Consider the following 18,064-nt stretch of genomic DNA (forward strand, 5'->3'; position numbering starts at 1 on the left):
TCAAGGTGGATCGCACAGAGGCGATATTACCCATGATCTGGCCAAACATTTCATTCATTTTGACAGCATGACACCCGTCGGCACTGCTTAAAGCCTGCAAATTAGGATTGTAAGTAGAGGTAAAAATTAATGTTGTTCATTTTAAATTCGCCTCCTCCTTATGATCGTACAAAAAAAGCCACAGTACGAATATACTGCGGCTGATTTGTGCAAATCTATTTCACAGATTCAAGCGTTATGCGGCGATAAATATCCATATACTCTTCAGCTGAGACGTTCCAGCTGTAGTCTCCGCTCATTGCATTTTTCACGATCTTTTTCCAGTGTTCTGGCTGACGGTAAAATCCCTCAGCACGGCGAATGGTGTTCATCATGTCATGGGCATTAAAACTTGTGAAAGAGAATCCATTCCCCTCACCGCTGAATTCATTGTATGCCTGCACCGTATCGTTCAGACCCCCTGTTTCCCGGACAAGGGGTACACTGCCATAACGGAGTGCAAGCAACTGGCTAATGCCACATGGCTCGAACCTCGATGGCATCAGGAACAGGTCACTGCCTGCATAGAATCGGCGGGATAACCCATCATTGAATGTAATCTGGGCAGACATTTTCAACGGATAACGATTAGCCGCCTCACGGAACCAGTGCTCATAAGCCGGATCCCCCGTACCCAATACTGCAAATTGAATATCATCATAGTACAATAATTCATCCAATACACGACATACCAGATCCAGACCTTTGGAATCCACAAGCCTTGTAACCATCACCATAAGTGGAGCATCGGGACGTACAGGCAATCCTAATTCTTTCTGCAGCTCAATCTTGTTCTCGATTTTCTTGGACAGGCTGGTTCTGTATTTTACTGCAATTTTATTGTCCGCTGCCGGGTTGTAACTCTTGGTATCAATACCGTTGACAATCCCGCTAAAACGATCCCCCAATGAACTGAGCAATCCATCCAGACCATATCCATAATAGGAGGTTTGTACTTCCTTGGCGTAGGTAGGACTCACGGTCGTTACATGATCCGCAAAAACCACTCCTGCTTTCAGGAAATTGACATTGCCATAATATTCTGCCCCATCTGCCGTGAAATACCGATCATCCAGCTCAAGCAAATCACTGAATAAATCATGTGGAAACACACCTTGATATAACAGGTTATGTATCGTAAAAACCGTTCTCATTTCACTATAAAAGGCATTATGAGCATAGTGAGCCTCCAGTAATAAAGGAATCATTCCTGCATGCCAATCGTGACTGTGCAGTACATCTGGCTTGAACTCAATTTGCGGCAACACTTCGAGAACAGCACGATTAAAGAAGGCAAAGCGCTCCCCGTCATCCATATACCCATACACGCCATCCCGGCCAAAATAGTATTCATTGTCTACAAAGTAGACAGGAATCCCGTCATGGACCAGCATCTCTATTCCACAATAAGGTCTGCGCCAGCCAAGAGGGACATCTGTCGTGATGACAGGGTCCATCGCCGCTTTATACTCATCCGGTATGCTTTTGTATTTGGGTAAAATAACACGAACATCTGCCCCATTTTTCTTTAATGCTTGTGGCAATGCTCCGATGACGTCAGCAAGACCTCCTGTTTTGATAAATGGATGTACTTCAGCCGCAGCAAATAGAATATTCATGCCTTCGTCCTCCTTTTGGGTTTTACTGTTGTGCTATCTTTTGTTTTACTGGTTTTAGTTGTGTTGGCTTTTGCTTTAACGGATTGAGCTTCAAGGGGCAATACATCCGTTTTCCGACGTGTGTTCTTTTTTAAAATAACTACACTTAGCGGTGGCAAAACAACTTCCAGACTATGTGGTTGCCCATGAAAAGGAATCTTTTCTGTAGTAAGCTGCATATCATTGATAATGCCTGATCCGCCGTAATCGGAATGATCACTGTTCAGAACTTCGGTATACATACCGGGACGCATGACACCAATCCGGTAACGCTCCCGCTTGACCGGCTGAAAGTTAATGAGCACAAGGAGTGTATCCGCAGGTTTTTTTCCTTTGCGCACATATGAAATGACACTTTGGGCCTGATCATCCGGAGTGATCCATTCATAACCATCAAAGGAATGATCAAGCTCCCATAAAGCTTTTTCGCCCAAGTATAACCCAGATAGATCCCGTTCAAACTTGTGGAGTTTACGGTGACTGTCGTAGTTCAGCAAAAACCAGTCCAGTTGATCTTCATCTTTCCATTCAATAAACTGGCCGAATTCTCCACCCATAAACAGCAGTTTTTTGCCTGGGAATGTCATAAAGTACCCCATGAAGGCACGCATGCCGGCAAACTTCTGCTCGTATGTTCCAGGCATCTTGTCCAGGAGCGACTTTTTGCCATGAACGACCTCGTCATGTGACAGAGGAAGCACGTAATTTTCAGCAAAGGAGTATACGACAGGGAATGTCAGCAAATGATGTTTGGAAGGGCGCTCGTGAAAATCCGATTTCATGTAGTCAAGTGTATCGTTCATCCAACCCATATTCCATTTATAGTTAAATCCCAATCCACCCTGATCTACTGGCGAAGTAACCATCGGCCATGCACTGGATTCCTCTGCCATCATCAGTGCATAGGGAAAGTACTTGAAGACCGTTTCATTCAACTGCTGCAAAAAAGCAACAGCTTCCTTGTTTTCCAGGCCACCTTCGTTATTCGTACGATATTGTCCTGGCTGCTTTTCGAAATCCAGCTTAAGCATACTGGTTACGGCATCGACCCGAAGTCCGTCGAAATGGTACATCTCCATCCAGTACAACGCATTAGAGATCAAAAATGAACGAATCTCGGGTTTGGAATAGTCAAAGCTGAGTGTACCCCATCCTGGTCTCTCTGCTAACAGCGGATCTGCATATTCATACAAAGGTGTTCCATCAAATAATCGCAAACCATGGGCATCTTTGGCAAAATGTGCAGGGACCCAATCAAGCAATACGCCTATTCCTGCTTGATGAAGGGTATCCACCAGATACATCAGATCTTTAGGATGTCCGTAACGGCTGGTTGGAGCATAAAATCCTGTGTTTTGATACCCCCACGAAAGGTCGTAAGGATGTTCGCTCAGGGGCATCATCTCAACATGGGTATAATTCATCTCCAATAAATAAGGAACAAGCAAGTCCGCAAGTTCACGATAATTGTAGAGTGTACCGTCTTCTTTCCGTTTCCAGGTTCCAGCATGCATCTCATAAATATGTAGAGGTTTGTTATACACACCTCGTTGTTTGCGTCTCCAGGCGCCATCATTCCATTTATAACCTTCTATGGAGCTGGTGACAGATGCCGTACGCGGACGAACTTCCGCCTGGAAAGCATAAGGATCGGCTTTTAGCAATTCGGTACCGTCTTCCGTTAATATACGGAATTTGTATAAAGTTCCTTCACTAATTTCCGGAATAAAACGACTCCAAAATCCAGAATCGGGTATCTTATATAATGGTTCCTGTTCACCTTTCCAATCATTACGATCAAGCGCTAACCCGACTTCTTTGGCATTCGGAGCCCACACGGTAAAGCGATATCCCTGACGATGATCTTCGATCGCAGGCTGTGCGCCCAATATTCGATAACTGTGATGAAGGTTTCCTTCATGATACAAATAAATATGCTCCGGCGATATTTCCGGGTTTGTCAATGGTTGAATGGCCAAGAGATCACCTTCTTCTCCAGAAAATAGATATAACAGTAACCATTACCCCATTCTAGCCAAGTTGAAAAGAAAAATGCGGTGTGTAAAAAAATGTTGTAATTTTTCAGGATTTTCACAATATACATCGTTTCAATAGCTCCGCATTGCGTTAAGTATGTACTACACTGCACAAAAATTTTGGGAGGGAAACGATTATGTTTAAGAAAGATTGCATCGCTATGCTGTTGGCGGGAGGAGAAGGGAAAAGATTAAACCCTTTAACCTCAAGTATCGCAAAACCCGCTGTACCGTTTGGCGGGCACTACCGGATTATCGATTTTCCTCTCAGCAACTGCGTAAACTCAGGAATTGACACCGTAGGTGTTCTGACGCAGTATCAAGCTGATTCATTACATGATCACATTGGTGGAGGAGAACCTTGGGGACATGGTACTTCAAGTGAGGCAGGAATTTCCTTACTTCCATCTTATCATACAGGAAATGACGAATACTTGGGAACTGCGGATGCTATTTATAAAAATATGGACTATATTGACCAACAAAACCCCGAAAATGTTCTAATTTTGTCGGGCGACCATATCTATCATATGAATTATCGTGAAATGCTGGAAGCTCATACAGCTAATGAAGCCGTAGCGACGATTTCCGTTATGGAGGTTCCTTGGGAGGAAGCGCATCGCTTCGGCATTATGGCAGCTGATGAGAATCTAAGAGTTACCGAATTTGCCGAGAAACCGGCCGAACCGAAAAGCAATCTCGCTTCCATGGGCATTTACATGTTCAAATGGGAATACCTGAAGCGCCACCTGCTTGAAGATGCCGCCAATCCGGATTCCAGCCATGACTTCGGCAAAGATGTGATTCCACAAATGTTGAATGAGAATACCCCTCTCTTCGTATATAACTTCAATGGTTATTGGAAAGACGTGGGTACCGTGAAGAGCTTATGGGATGCACACATGGATCTGCTTCATAACGATGAAAACTGGAGTCTACACAAAGAAGATTGGCCGATGTTTACTCGTGACTGGAGAACTAAACCGAGTGCTTATAAAGCACGTCAGACGCGTGGTGAGCTTCTGCAATCCATGATCCATGAATCTTGCGCCATTGATGGCCGTGCTGAACGTTCTGTTGTTTTCTGCGGAGCCGAAGTTGGTAAAGGTTCTGAGGTAAAAGACAGCGTGATTATGCCAAATGCTCGTGTGGGTCGCGGTGTTCATATCGAACGCGCCATTATCGGTGAAGGTGCCATTATTAAAGACGGTGCCATTGTCAAAGGCACGGCGGATGAAATCATGGTTGTCGGACCTAATGAAATTGTCTCCGCCAAACCTGCTGTACGCACACAACCTGTACGTATGCTGAAAGATGTTTATGAAAAAAGCGGGCGTCTTCGCGCAGGTGAACTCTCTTCATAATTATTAAGAAAAGGCGAGCCATATATGGCTCGCCTTTTTGGTGTGTTAGATCTCGATATTATTTTAAACGCTATACGGATCCTTAACGTTGCCAACAAGGGATTATATTTCTTTTTCCTTATCGGACTTTGTCTGATGTTCTTGTGTCTCCTGTACTTCTTTAGAGTCACTATCATGCTTGGGAGCTTCACCTGTCACTGCCTCTTCCTCAGGTAATGCTGGCAGAGAAACGGTAACCGTCGTTCCCGATCCAAGCTCACTCTGAATTGTGATTGTACCCTCATGCAGTTCCACAAGTTCCTGCGTAATGGCAAGACCCAGCCCTGTTCCCCCGTTTTGGTGATTCACCTGGAAGAACCGGTCACGTACTTTGATAAGATGTTCTTCACTGATTCCAATACCGGTATCCTGGACAGCAGCTATGATCTGCCCCTTCTCTTCTTTAACAGAAAGGAAAATCCACGAATTTTCATGAGAAAATTTAATCGCATTATCAACCAGATTAAGAAAGACTTGTTTAAGTCTGTTACCATCCCCAAAAACATTGAAAGCCCGATTTTCATCGCTTTCCAACTTGAGATGTATCTGTTTTTGCTCAGCTTTTGCCCAAACATTTAACATGGTTTCCTGAACAATCTCACGAATGCTGACGGTTCCTTTTACCAACTTCATCTGATTTTGCTGCAATTTGGAGAAATCGAGCATCTCTTCTACAAGTCCGATCAGACGCTCCGTTTCTTTAGAGATAATACTCATTCCAATTCTCGTTTCATCCGGATCGTATCCACCGGAGTCCAACGTCTCACTCCAACCTTTAATACTGGTCAGGGGCGTTCGCAATTCATGAGAAATGGAAGAAATAAAATCGTCTTTGATCTGATTGCTGCGCACAATTTCATGTGCCATAAAATTTAGAGTAGATGCCAGTTCACCTAATTCATGTTTGTAGTTGCCCTTAACTCTCACATCCAAACGTCCTCGAGCCATTTGAGCGGACACCGCCGTAATGTTGTTAATCGGTCGTACAATGGAATTGGCCATACCTATACTGATGATCAAGACAATTGCCAGTACGCCAACACCTACTGCAATCGCAAGCATCCCCATGAACAATAACTTGGAATTCACATTTTCGAGTGATGTTAGGTATCGAATAACATACGTATTTTCGCCGCCCAGATCAAACTTGTGGGAAACGGCCATGACCTGCTCTCCTGTACCTGGTTGTCTGCCTACCCAACGTCCCATACTGCCATTCAACGCCTGTTGAATATCACTCGTTTGCAGCACGGCCCGGTCAGATTCAAAAGCAGTCGAACTCGCTAACACATGACCTTTCAGATCCAGAATCTCAAGTTCTGTATTAGATAATTCCAAATTAACAAGTAGTCTGGAAAGATTATTCCCATCTTCCGAATTACTCTCACGAGCTAGAGGCTCAAAAAAATCCTTCGAATTGGAGATATGGGTACTGATTGTATTGTAGATGCTCTCATAATAATATCGTTGCACCGCCAGCATAAATACGAATTCCACCAACAGCAGAGCCAGAAAAACTACAATGAAGTAATGTAGTACAATCTGCCGTGTGATGCCTTTTTTGATCATTGATCCCGGCCCTTCCATTTGTAACCGTGACCCCACACAGTCTGCAGGTATTCAGGTTCGGAAGGATTGTTCTCAATTTTCTGGCGCAAGCGGCGAATGTTTACGTCCACGATTTTGGGATCACCCATATATTCTTTGCCCCATACGTGGTCCAGCAGCACATCTCGACTAAGCGGTGTATTTTCTTTTTCCAGAAAAAATTGAATCAAAGAAAATTCAGTTGGTGTTAGCTCAATTAATTCATTTTGCTTCTTGAATTGCTTGGAAATCAGATCCAAAGAAAATGGACCAGATTGGAATGTAACCTTGGCAGCTGTCTCCCGGTGAACGTTCACCCGGCGTAGCAAAGATTGTATACGTGCAATCAGCTCGGTTGGGCTAAACGGCTTACTTACATGATCGTCTGCTCCAACGGACAGCGCATATACCTTGTCCTGCTCCTGTACTTTGGCTGTAAGGAAAATAATCCCCAAACGTTCATTCGTTTCACGAATTCGACGACACACTTCGAATCCGTCAATTCCAGGAACCATAACATCCAGCAAAGCCAAGTCGATATCTGGTACGGACTGCAAAATACGAAGCGCCTCGTGTCCATCTCCTGCTTCGAGTACTTCGAACCCGTTTCTCTTCAAATTAATAACAATAAAACTGCGGATGGATTCTTCATCCTCTAGAATAAGTACTTTACTCATTAAGTTCTTCCTTTCTATTCAGTTGCGGTATATTGTCAAGCAATCCACCATCGGCATCCAGTTGTGCACCGCGGAAAGCAATGACCCGATCATTCGTCCGGGTAATCTCTTTCCAACTTTTTCCTTTTTCCTGTTCCCACTGAGAAAGCGTGAAATATTTTATTTCACCTACGGTTTCATCGGTATCAATCATTTTAAAACGGATGTATTTTTCTTTTTCTGACTTGGTATCAATGGTAATCTTCCCATACCACTCCGCCTTTAGATTCAAGTGGAATAAATCAGCATCATCCCGATATTGAAATGAGACAAATTTCTTATCATCCTTGCCATCCCATTGATAAAAAGTATAGAACCACATCCGGGAATCAAATACGTAATGCTCCCAGCCTTTAGGCGTTTCCTTCAAGCCAAACTCAATAATACCATCATTGTCGACATCACCGCTTAAAATTTTGTCATCTCTGTAGGTCTGATCAGGCGATTTAAAAGCATTCACTAACTTATTATCTTTTACGTATATGATCTGTGAAAATGTACTTCGGTCATCCAGCTCTGAATCCAGTACAATACCCACTTTATCTTTGGCAATCTGACCACCGAGAGCATTATATATCTCTTTCACAGTGTAGTCCGTCTGCATTCTATCAACTTCCTTAAAACTTCCGTCGTCGTACTGATATAACGCAATAGATGCAAATCCGCTATTGTTCAGGGATACGATTGCGAAATCATTTTTCTTGTCCCCGTTTAGATCGAGGGTGTTCCCTTGAACATCATCTATAATATATTGATTATAAGGAACACCACCCAACACTTGTTCAAGTGCTCCAGCTTTATAAGAATAGGCAGTTAGCGCTTTCTGTTCCTGTAAACTTACGCCCAAGATAATATCCGGATTCCCATCATTGGTAATGTCCAATACTTTGAACGATTGCAGTTCATTTCCCGGAACATCGAATGTCAACTTCTTAACCCATGAATCTCCCTGCTCCTCCAATAACATGCCATGAATTCGCACGTTCTCATTCGGGGTCTCATAGAAAACGATGGCTTCCCGAGTACCATCTCCATTCAGGTCTTCAACACGAATCATACTGGTATTATTCATGTCTTTGGGGCGAATCAATTTGCTTTCGGGTGGCTGTTCCCGCTGAACCACATTTAATAATTTTTCCTTGTCTGTAGACATCATTGGTTTTCTCATCAAACCCTTAGGGTCGCTTATAACAGTACATCCGCTAAGGACTGAACCGAGCAAGATACTTACTGCTCCCCCCGCTAAGAGGCGCCCCCACCGTGAATTAAGCAAATTCATCACTCTTTTCAATAGTTAAATCATATTTTTTTCTTGCTGTGTCAACCGACGTCCACGTATATCAAAAGCAATCTTGCCTTCTGCAAGTCCCCAGATGCGGGTTGCATGTTTCTCTGCCATTTCAATTGGCAATACCGCAATCACGGTAGCACGTTCCTCTTCGCACAATTTGCGCAGCGTTTCAAGCACCGTATCTGCCGTATGGGGATCAAGCCCAATTACAGGTTCATCCGCCAAAACAACTTTCGCACCATGTGCAAGCGCTCTGGCAATCGCAACACGCTGCTTCTCTCCACCACTGAGCTTCTCTGCCGTCTGGTGCGCTTTATCCAGCAATCCTAGCCCTTCCAGGTAATCCATTGCGCCCATATAATCATCGGATCGAACCATGCCTGTTACCATTCGCCATAAAGGGGTTTGACCAGACCGACCGATCAATACATTTTTCAAAGCTGTACGTCTCGGATACAATTGCGGATTCTGTTCCAAGTATGCCCATTCCCGTTTAATTTTCCGTTTCCCGGACCAACCTTCTTTTATAATCTCGGTTCCGTCCACCGTAAATCGACCGCTGTCCCATTTCTCCATCATCGCTAGGCATTTAAGCAGCATACTTTTCCCGCTGCCACTTGAGCCCACTACGCCGATCATTTCTCCCTGTTGCATATCGAATTGTATATCTCGCAGAACCGGAACCCGGTCCGCTCCTACGGATTTGCTTAAACCCTCAACTCTGATCATCGCGATGTCTCCTCTTGTCCATGTTTTTCCCTACTACTAGTGTACTCGGAAATGGACATCAATTTCCATGCGAACACCAGCTTCTATTTTACCACAGATTCAAGCATAGGTTTACGACGAAATAATACACCTGCTGCACCAAAAAGCAGATACATGAATCCAAGCAAAATAAACATGCTTCCTGGTGAAATCCAGTTAATCACTTGCCCGCCAAGATTCGGTCCAATAATGCTTCCGATCGTAAAATGAAATGAGGCCACCACATTCGCTGCGGGCAGCAGCGCTTTGGGCAGAATATCTGCGGCATAGGCCAGGCCAAGCGAGAAAAATGAACCTACAAGACCTCCTGCTAAGGTCAATAGCACAAGCGTCCACCAAAAATGTGTGCCTGCCACTGGTACAAACATGAAGATAATGCCCCCAGTAATCCCTGCAAACATTAACGTTTGCTTACGTCCATAACGGTCACTCAACATGCCTAGAGGCAACTGCAGGAACAGACCACCGATTCCGACAAAAGGCAGCAAGGACGATATCTGATTCGCATCCAAACCAATACGCAGCCCGTATATCGGAAAATTACTGTTCATCCCGGCTTCCATGTATCCGTACAATAATGCAGGCAACAGTGCATACCATGCCCAGGTTAGACTACGACGGAAGCGACGTTCAGGGAGTTGTCCATGTTCGGCCTTTTCCGGCTTCGTATCCGGAAGCTTCATTAATACAAGGATAAGTACTGCGGCCATACAAACAAACAATACCCAGAATGGAACGGCATCCCCAAACCCGAGCAGCTTGATTCCCAACGGGCCGATACTGAATCCTAAACCATAGGACATGCCATATAAAGAGATGTAGCGTCCACGTTTTTCTGGTGCAGTCACCAGAAGTACCCATAACTGGGCAGAATAATGAAGTGCACTATCACCAATTCCGACGACGAGACGCAAAATAAACCAAATTTTGATATCCGGAAAATAAGGAAACAAAATTAGGGGAATCATGACAAATAACAGTCCGCCAATAATCAGCTTTTTGAAACCAACCGCTCCCAGCAGTCGTTCCGCTACCAAGGTCATCGCAAAAGACCCAACGTACAATGCGGCTGCATTCAATCCATTTAAACCAGGTGAAACTCCTTTTTGCTCCAAAAAAATGGATAGCACTGGCAATAAGAGCCCCTGGCTGATCCCAGCCACAACAATAACAGTAATCAGAACGAGATAGTTTGTGGTAGAATGTGATAATTTTGGGGTGATTACAGATGACACAAAAATCATTCCTCCTGCAAGCATACAAAGAAAAATCGCCATGACTGACGACCTTTCGCATGTTATAAAGATTCAATTGATCATGCATGGTTACGCCAAGGGCTTTGCCCTGGACTTGAACATTATAGTGGACAACACCCTGCAAAACAAGCCATAATAGTACTTAAGTCGCTGCGTACATTTAGATGTGACGGGAGGATTCTGCATCATATGGCTTATCATGTTAAAATCGATGTTTCACCGATATATGAAATGCTAAACAGCTTCTTGGTATATGTAACGAAGAAGTGGATTCAACATTTGGACGTTGGCCCCGAATGGATTATTGAGGTCGAAGGCAAACTAAGTTCCAATGTTCGAGCAGCGCTCGCACCTGCTGCCACCTGGCCTTTTGATGACTTTGACGTTTTGTTTGCATGGGCAGCCTATCGAAACGCTTCTAATGAGAATATTGATTTTCTGGATATGCTGGCTGGACTGACACCTGAGGAGTTGTTCGCCCGCGTATCTGTTCTGCTGCCCCATCTCACAATAGAGGAATCTACACGGATTCGGGATAGCTATGTGCCACTGCTGCGGCTCTGGGATCAGCATTACTGCCAGCAAATGAGTGAGGATTATCGTATCTGGCTCGAAGAAGACGCTGAAGAGAAACGCATACTGCTTAACAAAATGGGTCCTGAACTCCTTATTGAATACGCTACTGCGGGGGTTCTGGTTGAACCAATGCCTGGACTGGATGAAGTAATCCTGTTTCCAACCGTTCACAACCGCCCCATTAATATGTACTGTTTCTATGAAGGCATGATGATCATGCAGTATCCTGTGGATGCACCAGAAGAGGATGAGGACCAACCCCCAACCTGTCTGCTTCGTTTTACACATGCTCTGGCTGATCCCGAGAGACTTCGTCTGCTCCGTTACGTTTCAGGTGAACCGAAGTCGCTTGCTGAAATGTGTGAAAAGCTGGGCAAAGACGAGGATATGGTTAAAGATCAAGTTATGGCACTGCGCATCGCCGGACTGCTGCGAACCCATCTGCTCGGCAGTAATCGCAAAGAGAAATACAGTATTCGGCCAGATGGCGTATCTGAATTGAACATGTTTCTGGAATCCTATATTCGAATATAAATAATGAACAACTGTGCTGTTGGCTGCAAGGAGTGAATTGGATATGAAAATTATAAAACAACATATTTTGTTTGATCTTGATGACACGCTGGTATATTGCAACAAATATTTCAACCTGGTGCTTGGCGAATTTTTCGAGAACATGCAGGAGTGGTTTGATGGACACGCCCTAACGGTTCAACAAATTAGGGAGAAACAGCTGGAGATTGATGTAACTGGGGTAGACAAAGTGGGATTTGCAAGTCACCATTTCCCGCAATCCCTTATTGATACCTATCGTTTCTTTTCCCAAAAGTTCGCAAAGCCCACCTCTCGCAAAGAAGAGACTTACCTCACCAAATTGGGAATGAGTGTATATGACCAAGAGGTTGAGCCTTATCCTCATATGGTTGAAACGCTAGAGAACCTGAAATCAGCAGGACATGCCCTCTATTTGTACACTGGAGGAGAAACCGTAATCCAGCAGCGTAAGATTGACCAGATGAAGCTCTCAGTCTATTTTGATGACCGGATCTACATTCGGCAACATAAGAATGTTGAAGCGCTTGAAGGCATTCTCTCTACTGGCCCATTTGAACGTCGTGCAACTTGGATGATTGGAAACTCACTGCGTACAGACATCATGCCAGCAGTGACGGCAGGAATCCATAGCATTTATATCAAACAGCCGAACGAATGGCAATACAATATGGTGGAGCTTCAACCTAATCCCGAGACATCGATGTATACGATCACTGCACTGGAAGAGGTGCCGAAGGTCATCCATGAAAATATACAACAGCAGCAACAGCAAAGGACCCTGAGTTAAGGGTCCCTTTCTTATTGTTTAATTATAAAATAATTGAACTGCTTGTACATCAAACTTCGCGTTTTTTTGTTTTTCGTTCTTCGTGTTTTATTTAACCCTAAACACCTGTAAATCATGCCTCTTGTTTCTCGGCAGATAGTTTGCCTGTTGTCTTATCTTGCAGAATAATACGCGCCTTTACCGTACTTCCGTCTTTTCGTTTAAAAGCCAATACCTGAGTACTTCCTTTTTCAATCAACGCTTTCAACATTGTACTGGTAATTTTCTTGCCGATGTATTCTTTCCAAATGACAAATCCGCAGCCTTCCTTGAAACGTGTGCAGCCGTAACCTTTTTTGCCTTCTATAATCTGACCGGTGCAGCCCGGTGATGGACAAGATGCCAGCGTTTCACGAACGCCCGGTTGGCCCGAATTCGAAGATTGCTTTTGCGCCGTCGAGTTCGCAACACTACCAGTTCTGGATGAAGCTCCCGACGTTTGACGTGAAGTCTTCGAACCTGCATGGGTACCCAAGCCAGCACTTGATGTTTTAGCAGAAGTTGCTCTTGAACTGGTTCTCTTGGCTTTGGCTCCCTTACCTTTACCCCGCGTGTCTTCCCCAAAAGCGTCCGCTGGTGCCGGTGCCTGCACACGTACTTTATCAATAATGGACATCGTAAATTTCTTGACGTTCTCCATGAACTTATCCTGACCCGCTTCACCTTTGGAGATTTGGTACAATCTTCTTTCCCATTGGCCCGTCATCTCAGGCGAAGTTAGCAGATCAACGCCTGCCTTGCGGATTAGTTCAATGGCTGTCCGGCCCTTTAACGTCAGCTGCATCTTTTTACCCTGCATCGTAATGTAACCCACGTTTTTAAGTCTTTCAATTGTTGCTGCACGAGTCGCCGGTGTACCCAGTCCGCTGTCTTTCATTGCATCACGCAGCTCTTCATTCTCAATCTGTTTCCCTGCACTCTCCATTGCTTTTAACAACGTTCCCTCAGTATAACTCTTGGGAGGCTGTGTCGCCTTCTCCTTGAATTCACTTTTGGTACATTGAACAGGCAATTCAGGTTGAACGGCAAATGCCTTGTCCGTCCATTCCTCCGCTTCCTCTTCTTCGTTGCTGTTCTTCTTTGTCTTTTTCTTGCCTGTCTGCTCCTGATCTGACGAGCCCAGTACCACCTTCCACCCCAGTGACAGCAGCTCTTTCACAGATGTTTTGAACTGGTGCTTCTCAACGTCAGTGAGCACGGTATGCTGCTTATACTCTGCTGGCGGATAGAAATGGGATAAGAAACGCCTTACAATCAGATCATAAATATTCTGTTCATCCTTGGATAACGTACCCGGTCGTTTCAATGTAGGCAGAATCGCATGGTGATCCTCAACTCTGGACGGGTTACATACACCCTTGTTATTTTTATGAACGAGTTCAGGCTTCGCTCCTTGCGCCAGTTCACTGTATGATCCATTCTTAAGCAAATTCAGCGTTTTGTGCATACCTTCAATATTCTGTTCCGTAACATAGTTCGAATTGGTTCTAGGATAAGAGATCACCTTATGTTTCTCATAAAGTGCCTGTGCAATATCCAACGTTTTCTTCGCCCCATATCCATACTTGGCATTTGCTTCACGTTGCAAAAGGGTCAGATCATACAACCGATATGGATACTCCTTGGTCTGTTTTGCTTCGTACTTGGTAATCTGTCCCGTCTTCCCCTTCACGCTGGTCGCAATTGATTCAGCAACGGCGGGGTCGGTTAGCTTGTCCCCTTGACGCAAACCCCTGTACTCCACTCCTTCTTGACGAAACCATGCGGCTACTTCATAAAAGGTCTGGGACTGGAACGCTTCAATTTCGATTTCCCGATCATAGATCAAGGCCAGCACCGGAGTCTGCACCCGGCCTACAGAGAGCAAAGCATTGTGTCGGGTGGTAAAAGCCCGGGATGCATTCATGCCAATGAGCCAATCCGCTTCACTACGAGCCCGGGCAGCATGAGTCAAATTCTCAAATTCAGACGCATCTTTCAAACCGTCAAAACCACGTTTAATACTCTCTGCCGTCAGATCCGATATCCACAGGCGTTTTACCGGCTGACGCAGCTTCAACTGTTGTTGAATTAAGGCAAAAATATACTGTCCCTCTCGCCCCGCATCACAAGCATTAACGATGGCCGATGCCCTTTTCGCAAGTTCTCCGATTATTTTCAGTTGATCTTTCGTTCTGGGGTTGGGTACAATCTTGAACTGATCCGGAATGATTGGCAGGTCGCCGATATTCCAGCGCTTATACTTTGAATCATAGGCGTCCGGTTCAGCAAGTCCCAATAGATGACCAATCGCCCAGGTGATAATATAATGCTCACCTTCCAAATAACTGCGATTGTTCTTGGCTCTTGGTTCTATGACGGCGGCAATGGTTCGTCCCATGTCGGGCTTTTCCGCAATAACCAGTGTCTTCATCCGTCCATCTCTCCTCCTTCACCGTCCACATGACGGCAAAAAGGGGCCTTCCGCCCACGGAAGCCCCTTGCTTCTGAAACTTATTATATCAGATTTTGATTGCGGGAGCATCCTCCCTATTGGATTTACCCTGCTGCCTGTTCATTCAAAGCCTGCTTCGCTCTGCACTCTTTGCATACGCCCTGAAAATCAAGCCGATGGTCTGTAACGGCAAAGCCGTACTGACGCTCGATTTGTTGTTCCAAACGAAGCAATCCATCTTCCATAATCTCTTCCACAGTGCCACACTCTGTGCAAATCAAATGATGATGGTGATGTGAGCCATCCGTACTTCGCAGGTCAAAACGCGCAGCACCGTCCCCAAAATTAATCTTTTCCACAACCTGAAGATCACTAAGCAGTTCAAGTGTACGATATACAGTAGCCAGACCTATCTCGGGAAATTGTTCCTTGACCAACAGAAATACTTCCTCTGCGCTAAAATGATCCTTTTCATGTTCAAGTAACACACGTACCGTCACTTCTCGTTGCTGTGTCAGCTTATAACCTTTTGCAACCAATTGTTTCTTAATGTCATCAATTTGTTCTGAAATGCATTTGCCCCGGTTACTTGCCATAAGGTTGCACCTCCGGATATTATAATTTCACCATTCGTGTAGTTGTAGATTAATTGACATTACACTTCTTATTTATAATTATTATAATCTAATAATAAATCTTTATGAGTTAAAAAGCAATGCTCTACCTCACACTTGCCTAAAATAATCGTTGATAATTCGTCTCCGAATGTTGTCAAAACAACAAAAACCCCCGCATAATGCGAGGGTTTCACTTTATCAATTTCATATTTTTATTCTTGTTACTCAAGTGTTGCTGATGCAAGTCCATGCATGCCTCTTATCCACTCGTTATACGAGAACTGTAGAACCCATCAAGTATTTGTCCACTTCACGGGCAGCTTCTCGGCCTTCATTAATTGCCCATACAACCAGACTTTGACCACGACGCATGTCACCTGCTGCAAATACTTTATCCACATTGGTATTGTATTTGCCGTAACGTGCCTTAACGTTGGTACGACGATCTGTTGCAAGTCCAAGTTGTTCCACCAAAGTCTGTTCCGGTCCGTCAAAACCGATAGCAATCATGGCCATTTGAGCTGGGAAGACGCGCTCTGTACCCGGAATCGGCTGATAGATTTTACGTCCTGTCTCATCTACAATACGCTCAATTTGAACGGTGTGAAGTTCTTTGAGGTTACCCTCATCGTCACCCACAAATTTGGTCGTCATGATGGAGAACTCACGCGGATCGTCACCGAACAATGCTTTCGCTTCTTCCTGTGCATAATCAAGAGTATATACGTTCGGGAATTGCGGCCAAGGGTTATTAATGCGATCACGTTCCATAGGAGCCTGAGTATGTGTACCAAATTGTGTAATGCTTCGACAACCATGGCGAAGCGATGTAGCTACACAGTCGGAACCAGTATCCCCGCCACCAATAACGATAACATCCTTGTCCTGTGCTGACAGATAGTTTCCATCCTCCAGATTGGAGTCCAGGTAACTTTTGATACTGCCATTCAGGAAATCCATCGCATAGTGTACGCCTTTCAAGTCACTGCCTTCAATGTTGAACTCACGTGGTTTGGTTGCACCGCCACACAGAACAACCGCATCATAATCATCCACCAGTTGCTGCGCAGCAATATCTTTACCGATCTCCGTGTTCGTTACAAATTGAATGCCTTCTGCTTCCAATAAATCAACACGACGCTGAACGACGTTTTTGTCCAATTTCATCGTAGGGATACCATACATCAGCAAACCGCCCACACGGTCGGAGCGCTCGTATACCGTCACCGAGTGACCTGCTTTGTTCAACTGAGCTGCGGTAGCCAGTCCCGCAGGACCTGAACCTACAACTGCTACACGTTTACCTGTACGTTTCTCTGGAGGCTGAGGAACCACCCATCCTTCTTCAAAACCCTTTTCAATAATCGCTTCTTCAATTGTTTTGATGGTTACAGGTTCACCGATAAGTCCCACTGTACATGATCCTTCACAAGGAGCAGGACAGACACGACCTGTAAACTCAGGGAAATTATTCGTTTTGTGCAGACGGTCAAGTGCTTCTCTCCACAATCCACGATATACCAAATTATTCCATTCTGGAATCAGGTTGTGCACAGGGCAGCCCGACGTTCCGCCAGTCATATCTATACCTGTATGGCAATACGGGGTACCACAATCCATGCATCGTGCACCTTGTGTTCTGAGCTCTTCTTCAGCCATATGTTTATGAAACTCTTCCCAATCCTTAACCCGCTCCGCTGGTTGGCGGTCCGCAGGCAGCTGCCGTTTGTATTCCATAAATCCAGTAGGTGTAGACATCTTACGTTTTCCCCCATCCGTTCTTGTCTTAATCCCTTCATCTGCATGGTTCTATATGAAATGGATTACTCATGTTTGAGTTTTTGTATATTGTATCACAAAATCTTCTCGAAGATATTTCAATTATAGTAGCACTTTGCATGCTGAATATTAAATGGATTATCCGAATAATTATTTGTATTTTATACATCATATCGTCCAAGTCTACCCATGGTCAATACCCTTAAAATGGTTATTTCTATGGTATGGCTATATGAAATTAAGCGTTTATTTAATGAAAAAACGATTGAAACGTCATTTGAATGTGAGGTAATTTGTCATTAAAAACAACAGTTTATGCTGTTTCACGCTAGAAAATCCGAATAATATCTCATTTTAGGACTTTACAACGGTGAAACCCTACATTTTTTATACTTTTTTACCACAGAGTGTTTCAGAGGCTATGTATTATATTCATATTTTCGTTAATACAGCGTCATCTTTATGTTATTTATATGTTATTTCGTAATCTTATTAAAATTTTAAAAGAAAAAACGCTGTTCAC

13 protein-coding genes are annotated in these 18,064 nt (G+C 44.3%); 3 read left to right on the forward strand and 10 right to left on the reverse strand.

Features of this window, described 5'->3' with window-relative positions:
• Positions 1 to 215 precede the first annotated feature (215 nt).
• Entirely contained in the window at positions 216 to 1,658 is a 1,443-nt protein-coding gene (gene glgA / locus MHB49_RS20615; RefSeq protein ID WP_405152812.1) for a glycogen synthase GlgA, read from the reverse strand.
• On the reverse strand, positions 1,655 to 3,676 hold the full coding sequence (gene glgB, locus MHB49_RS20620; protein WP_405152813.1) for a 1,4-alpha-glucan branching protein GlgB: 2,022 nt from the start codon (positions 3,674 to 3,676) through the stop codon (positions 1,655 to 1,657). Before glgB ends, glgA begins: the two co-directional genes overlap by 4 nt.
• Before the next feature lie 194 nt (positions 3,677 to 3,870).
• On the opposite strand from glgB, the gene MHB49_RS20625 reads away from it, so the two are divergent.
• Positions 3,871 to 5,097, forward strand: a complete 1,227-nt coding sequence (locus MHB49_RS20625) for a glucose-1-phosphate adenylyltransferase (protein WP_405152814.1) — start codon at positions 3,871 to 3,873, stop codon at positions 5,095 to 5,097.
• A 102-nt stretch (positions 5,098 to 5,199) separates the two neighbouring features.
• On the opposite strand, the gene MHB49_RS20630 is transcribed toward MHB49_RS20625, so the two are convergent.
• The 5 genes from MHB49_RS20630 to MHB49_RS20650 form a co-directional block, all read right to left on the reverse strand.
• A complete protein-coding gene (locus MHB49_RS20630; RefSeq protein ID WP_405152815.1) occupies positions 5,200 to 6,705 on the reverse strand; it encodes a sensor histidine kinase in 1,506 nt (501 codons plus the stop codon).
• Entirely contained in the window at positions 6,702 to 7,400 is a 699-nt protein-coding gene (locus MHB49_RS20635) for a response regulator transcription factor (protein ID WP_063562821.1), read from the reverse strand. Before MHB49_RS20635 ends, MHB49_RS20630 begins: the two co-directional genes overlap by 4 nt.
• Positions 7,393 to 8,607: a hypothetical protein gene (locus tag MHB49_RS20640; RefSeq protein ID WP_247897992.1), complete on the reverse strand. Its 1,215-nt coding sequence runs from the start codon at positions 8,605 to 8,607 to the stop codon at positions 7,393 to 7,395. The genes MHB49_RS20635 and MHB49_RS20640 overlap by 8 nt, the downstream gene beginning before the upstream one ends.
• Positions 8,608 to 8,733: 126 nt before the next feature.
• On the reverse strand, positions 8,734 to 9,459 hold the full coding sequence (locus tag MHB49_RS20645) for a phosphonate ABC transporter ATP-binding protein (protein WP_405152816.1): 726 nt from the start codon (positions 9,457 to 9,459) through the stop codon (positions 8,734 to 8,736).
• Positions 9,460 to 9,542: 83 nt separating this feature from the next.
• A complete protein-coding gene (locus MHB49_RS20650) occupies positions 9,543 to 10,742 on the reverse strand; it encodes an MFS transporter (protein WP_405152817.1) in 1,200 nt (399 codons plus the stop codon).
• A gap of 201 nt (positions 10,743 to 10,943) precedes the next feature.
• Between MHB49_RS20650 and MHB49_RS20655 the strand changes: the two genes are divergently transcribed.
• Both MHB49_RS20655 and MHB49_RS20660 read left to right on the forward strand, forming a co-directional pair.
• Complete coding sequence (locus tag MHB49_RS20655; protein ID WP_247897996.1) at positions 10,944 to 11,864, forward strand: helix-turn-helix transcriptional regulator; 921 nt, start codon at positions 10,944 to 10,946, stop codon at positions 11,862 to 11,864.
• Positions 11,865 to 11,907: 43 nt separating this feature from the next.
• The gene (locus MHB49_RS20660) at positions 11,908 to 12,672 is read left to right on the forward strand and encodes an HAD family hydrolase (RefSeq protein ID WP_405152818.1); all 765 of its coding nucleotides are present in this window, start codon (positions 11,908 to 11,910) and stop codon (positions 12,670 to 12,672) included.
• A 112-nt stretch (positions 12,673 to 12,784) separates the two neighbouring features.
• Here MHB49_RS20660 and MHB49_RS20665 read toward each other — a convergent pair whose 3' ends face one another.
• From MHB49_RS20665 to MHB49_RS20675, 3 genes are all read right to left on the reverse strand, one after another.
• Entirely contained in the window at positions 12,785 to 15,124 is a 2,340-nt protein-coding gene (locus MHB49_RS20665; protein WP_405152819.1) for a DNA topoisomerase 3, read from the reverse strand.
• A 125-nt stretch (positions 15,125 to 15,249) separates the two neighbouring features.
• The gene (locus MHB49_RS20670; RefSeq protein ID WP_024633997.1) at positions 15,250 to 15,717 is read right to left on the reverse strand and encodes a Fur family transcriptional regulator; all 468 of its coding nucleotides are present in this window, start codon (positions 15,715 to 15,717) and stop codon (positions 15,250 to 15,252) included.
• Between the two features lie 315 nt (positions 15,718 to 16,032).
• Positions 16,033 to 17,520, reverse strand: a complete 1,488-nt coding sequence (locus tag MHB49_RS20675) for a glutamate synthase subunit beta (protein ID WP_110001192.1) — start codon at positions 17,518 to 17,520, stop codon at positions 16,033 to 16,035.
• Positions 17,521 to 18,064 lie beyond the last annotated feature (544 nt).

It is taken from the genome of Paenibacillus sp. FSL K6-0108, from assembly GCF_045040695.1.
Taxonomy (GTDB): domain Bacteria; phylum Bacillota; class Bacilli; order Paenibacillales; family Paenibacillaceae; genus Paenibacillus; species Paenibacillus pabuli_B.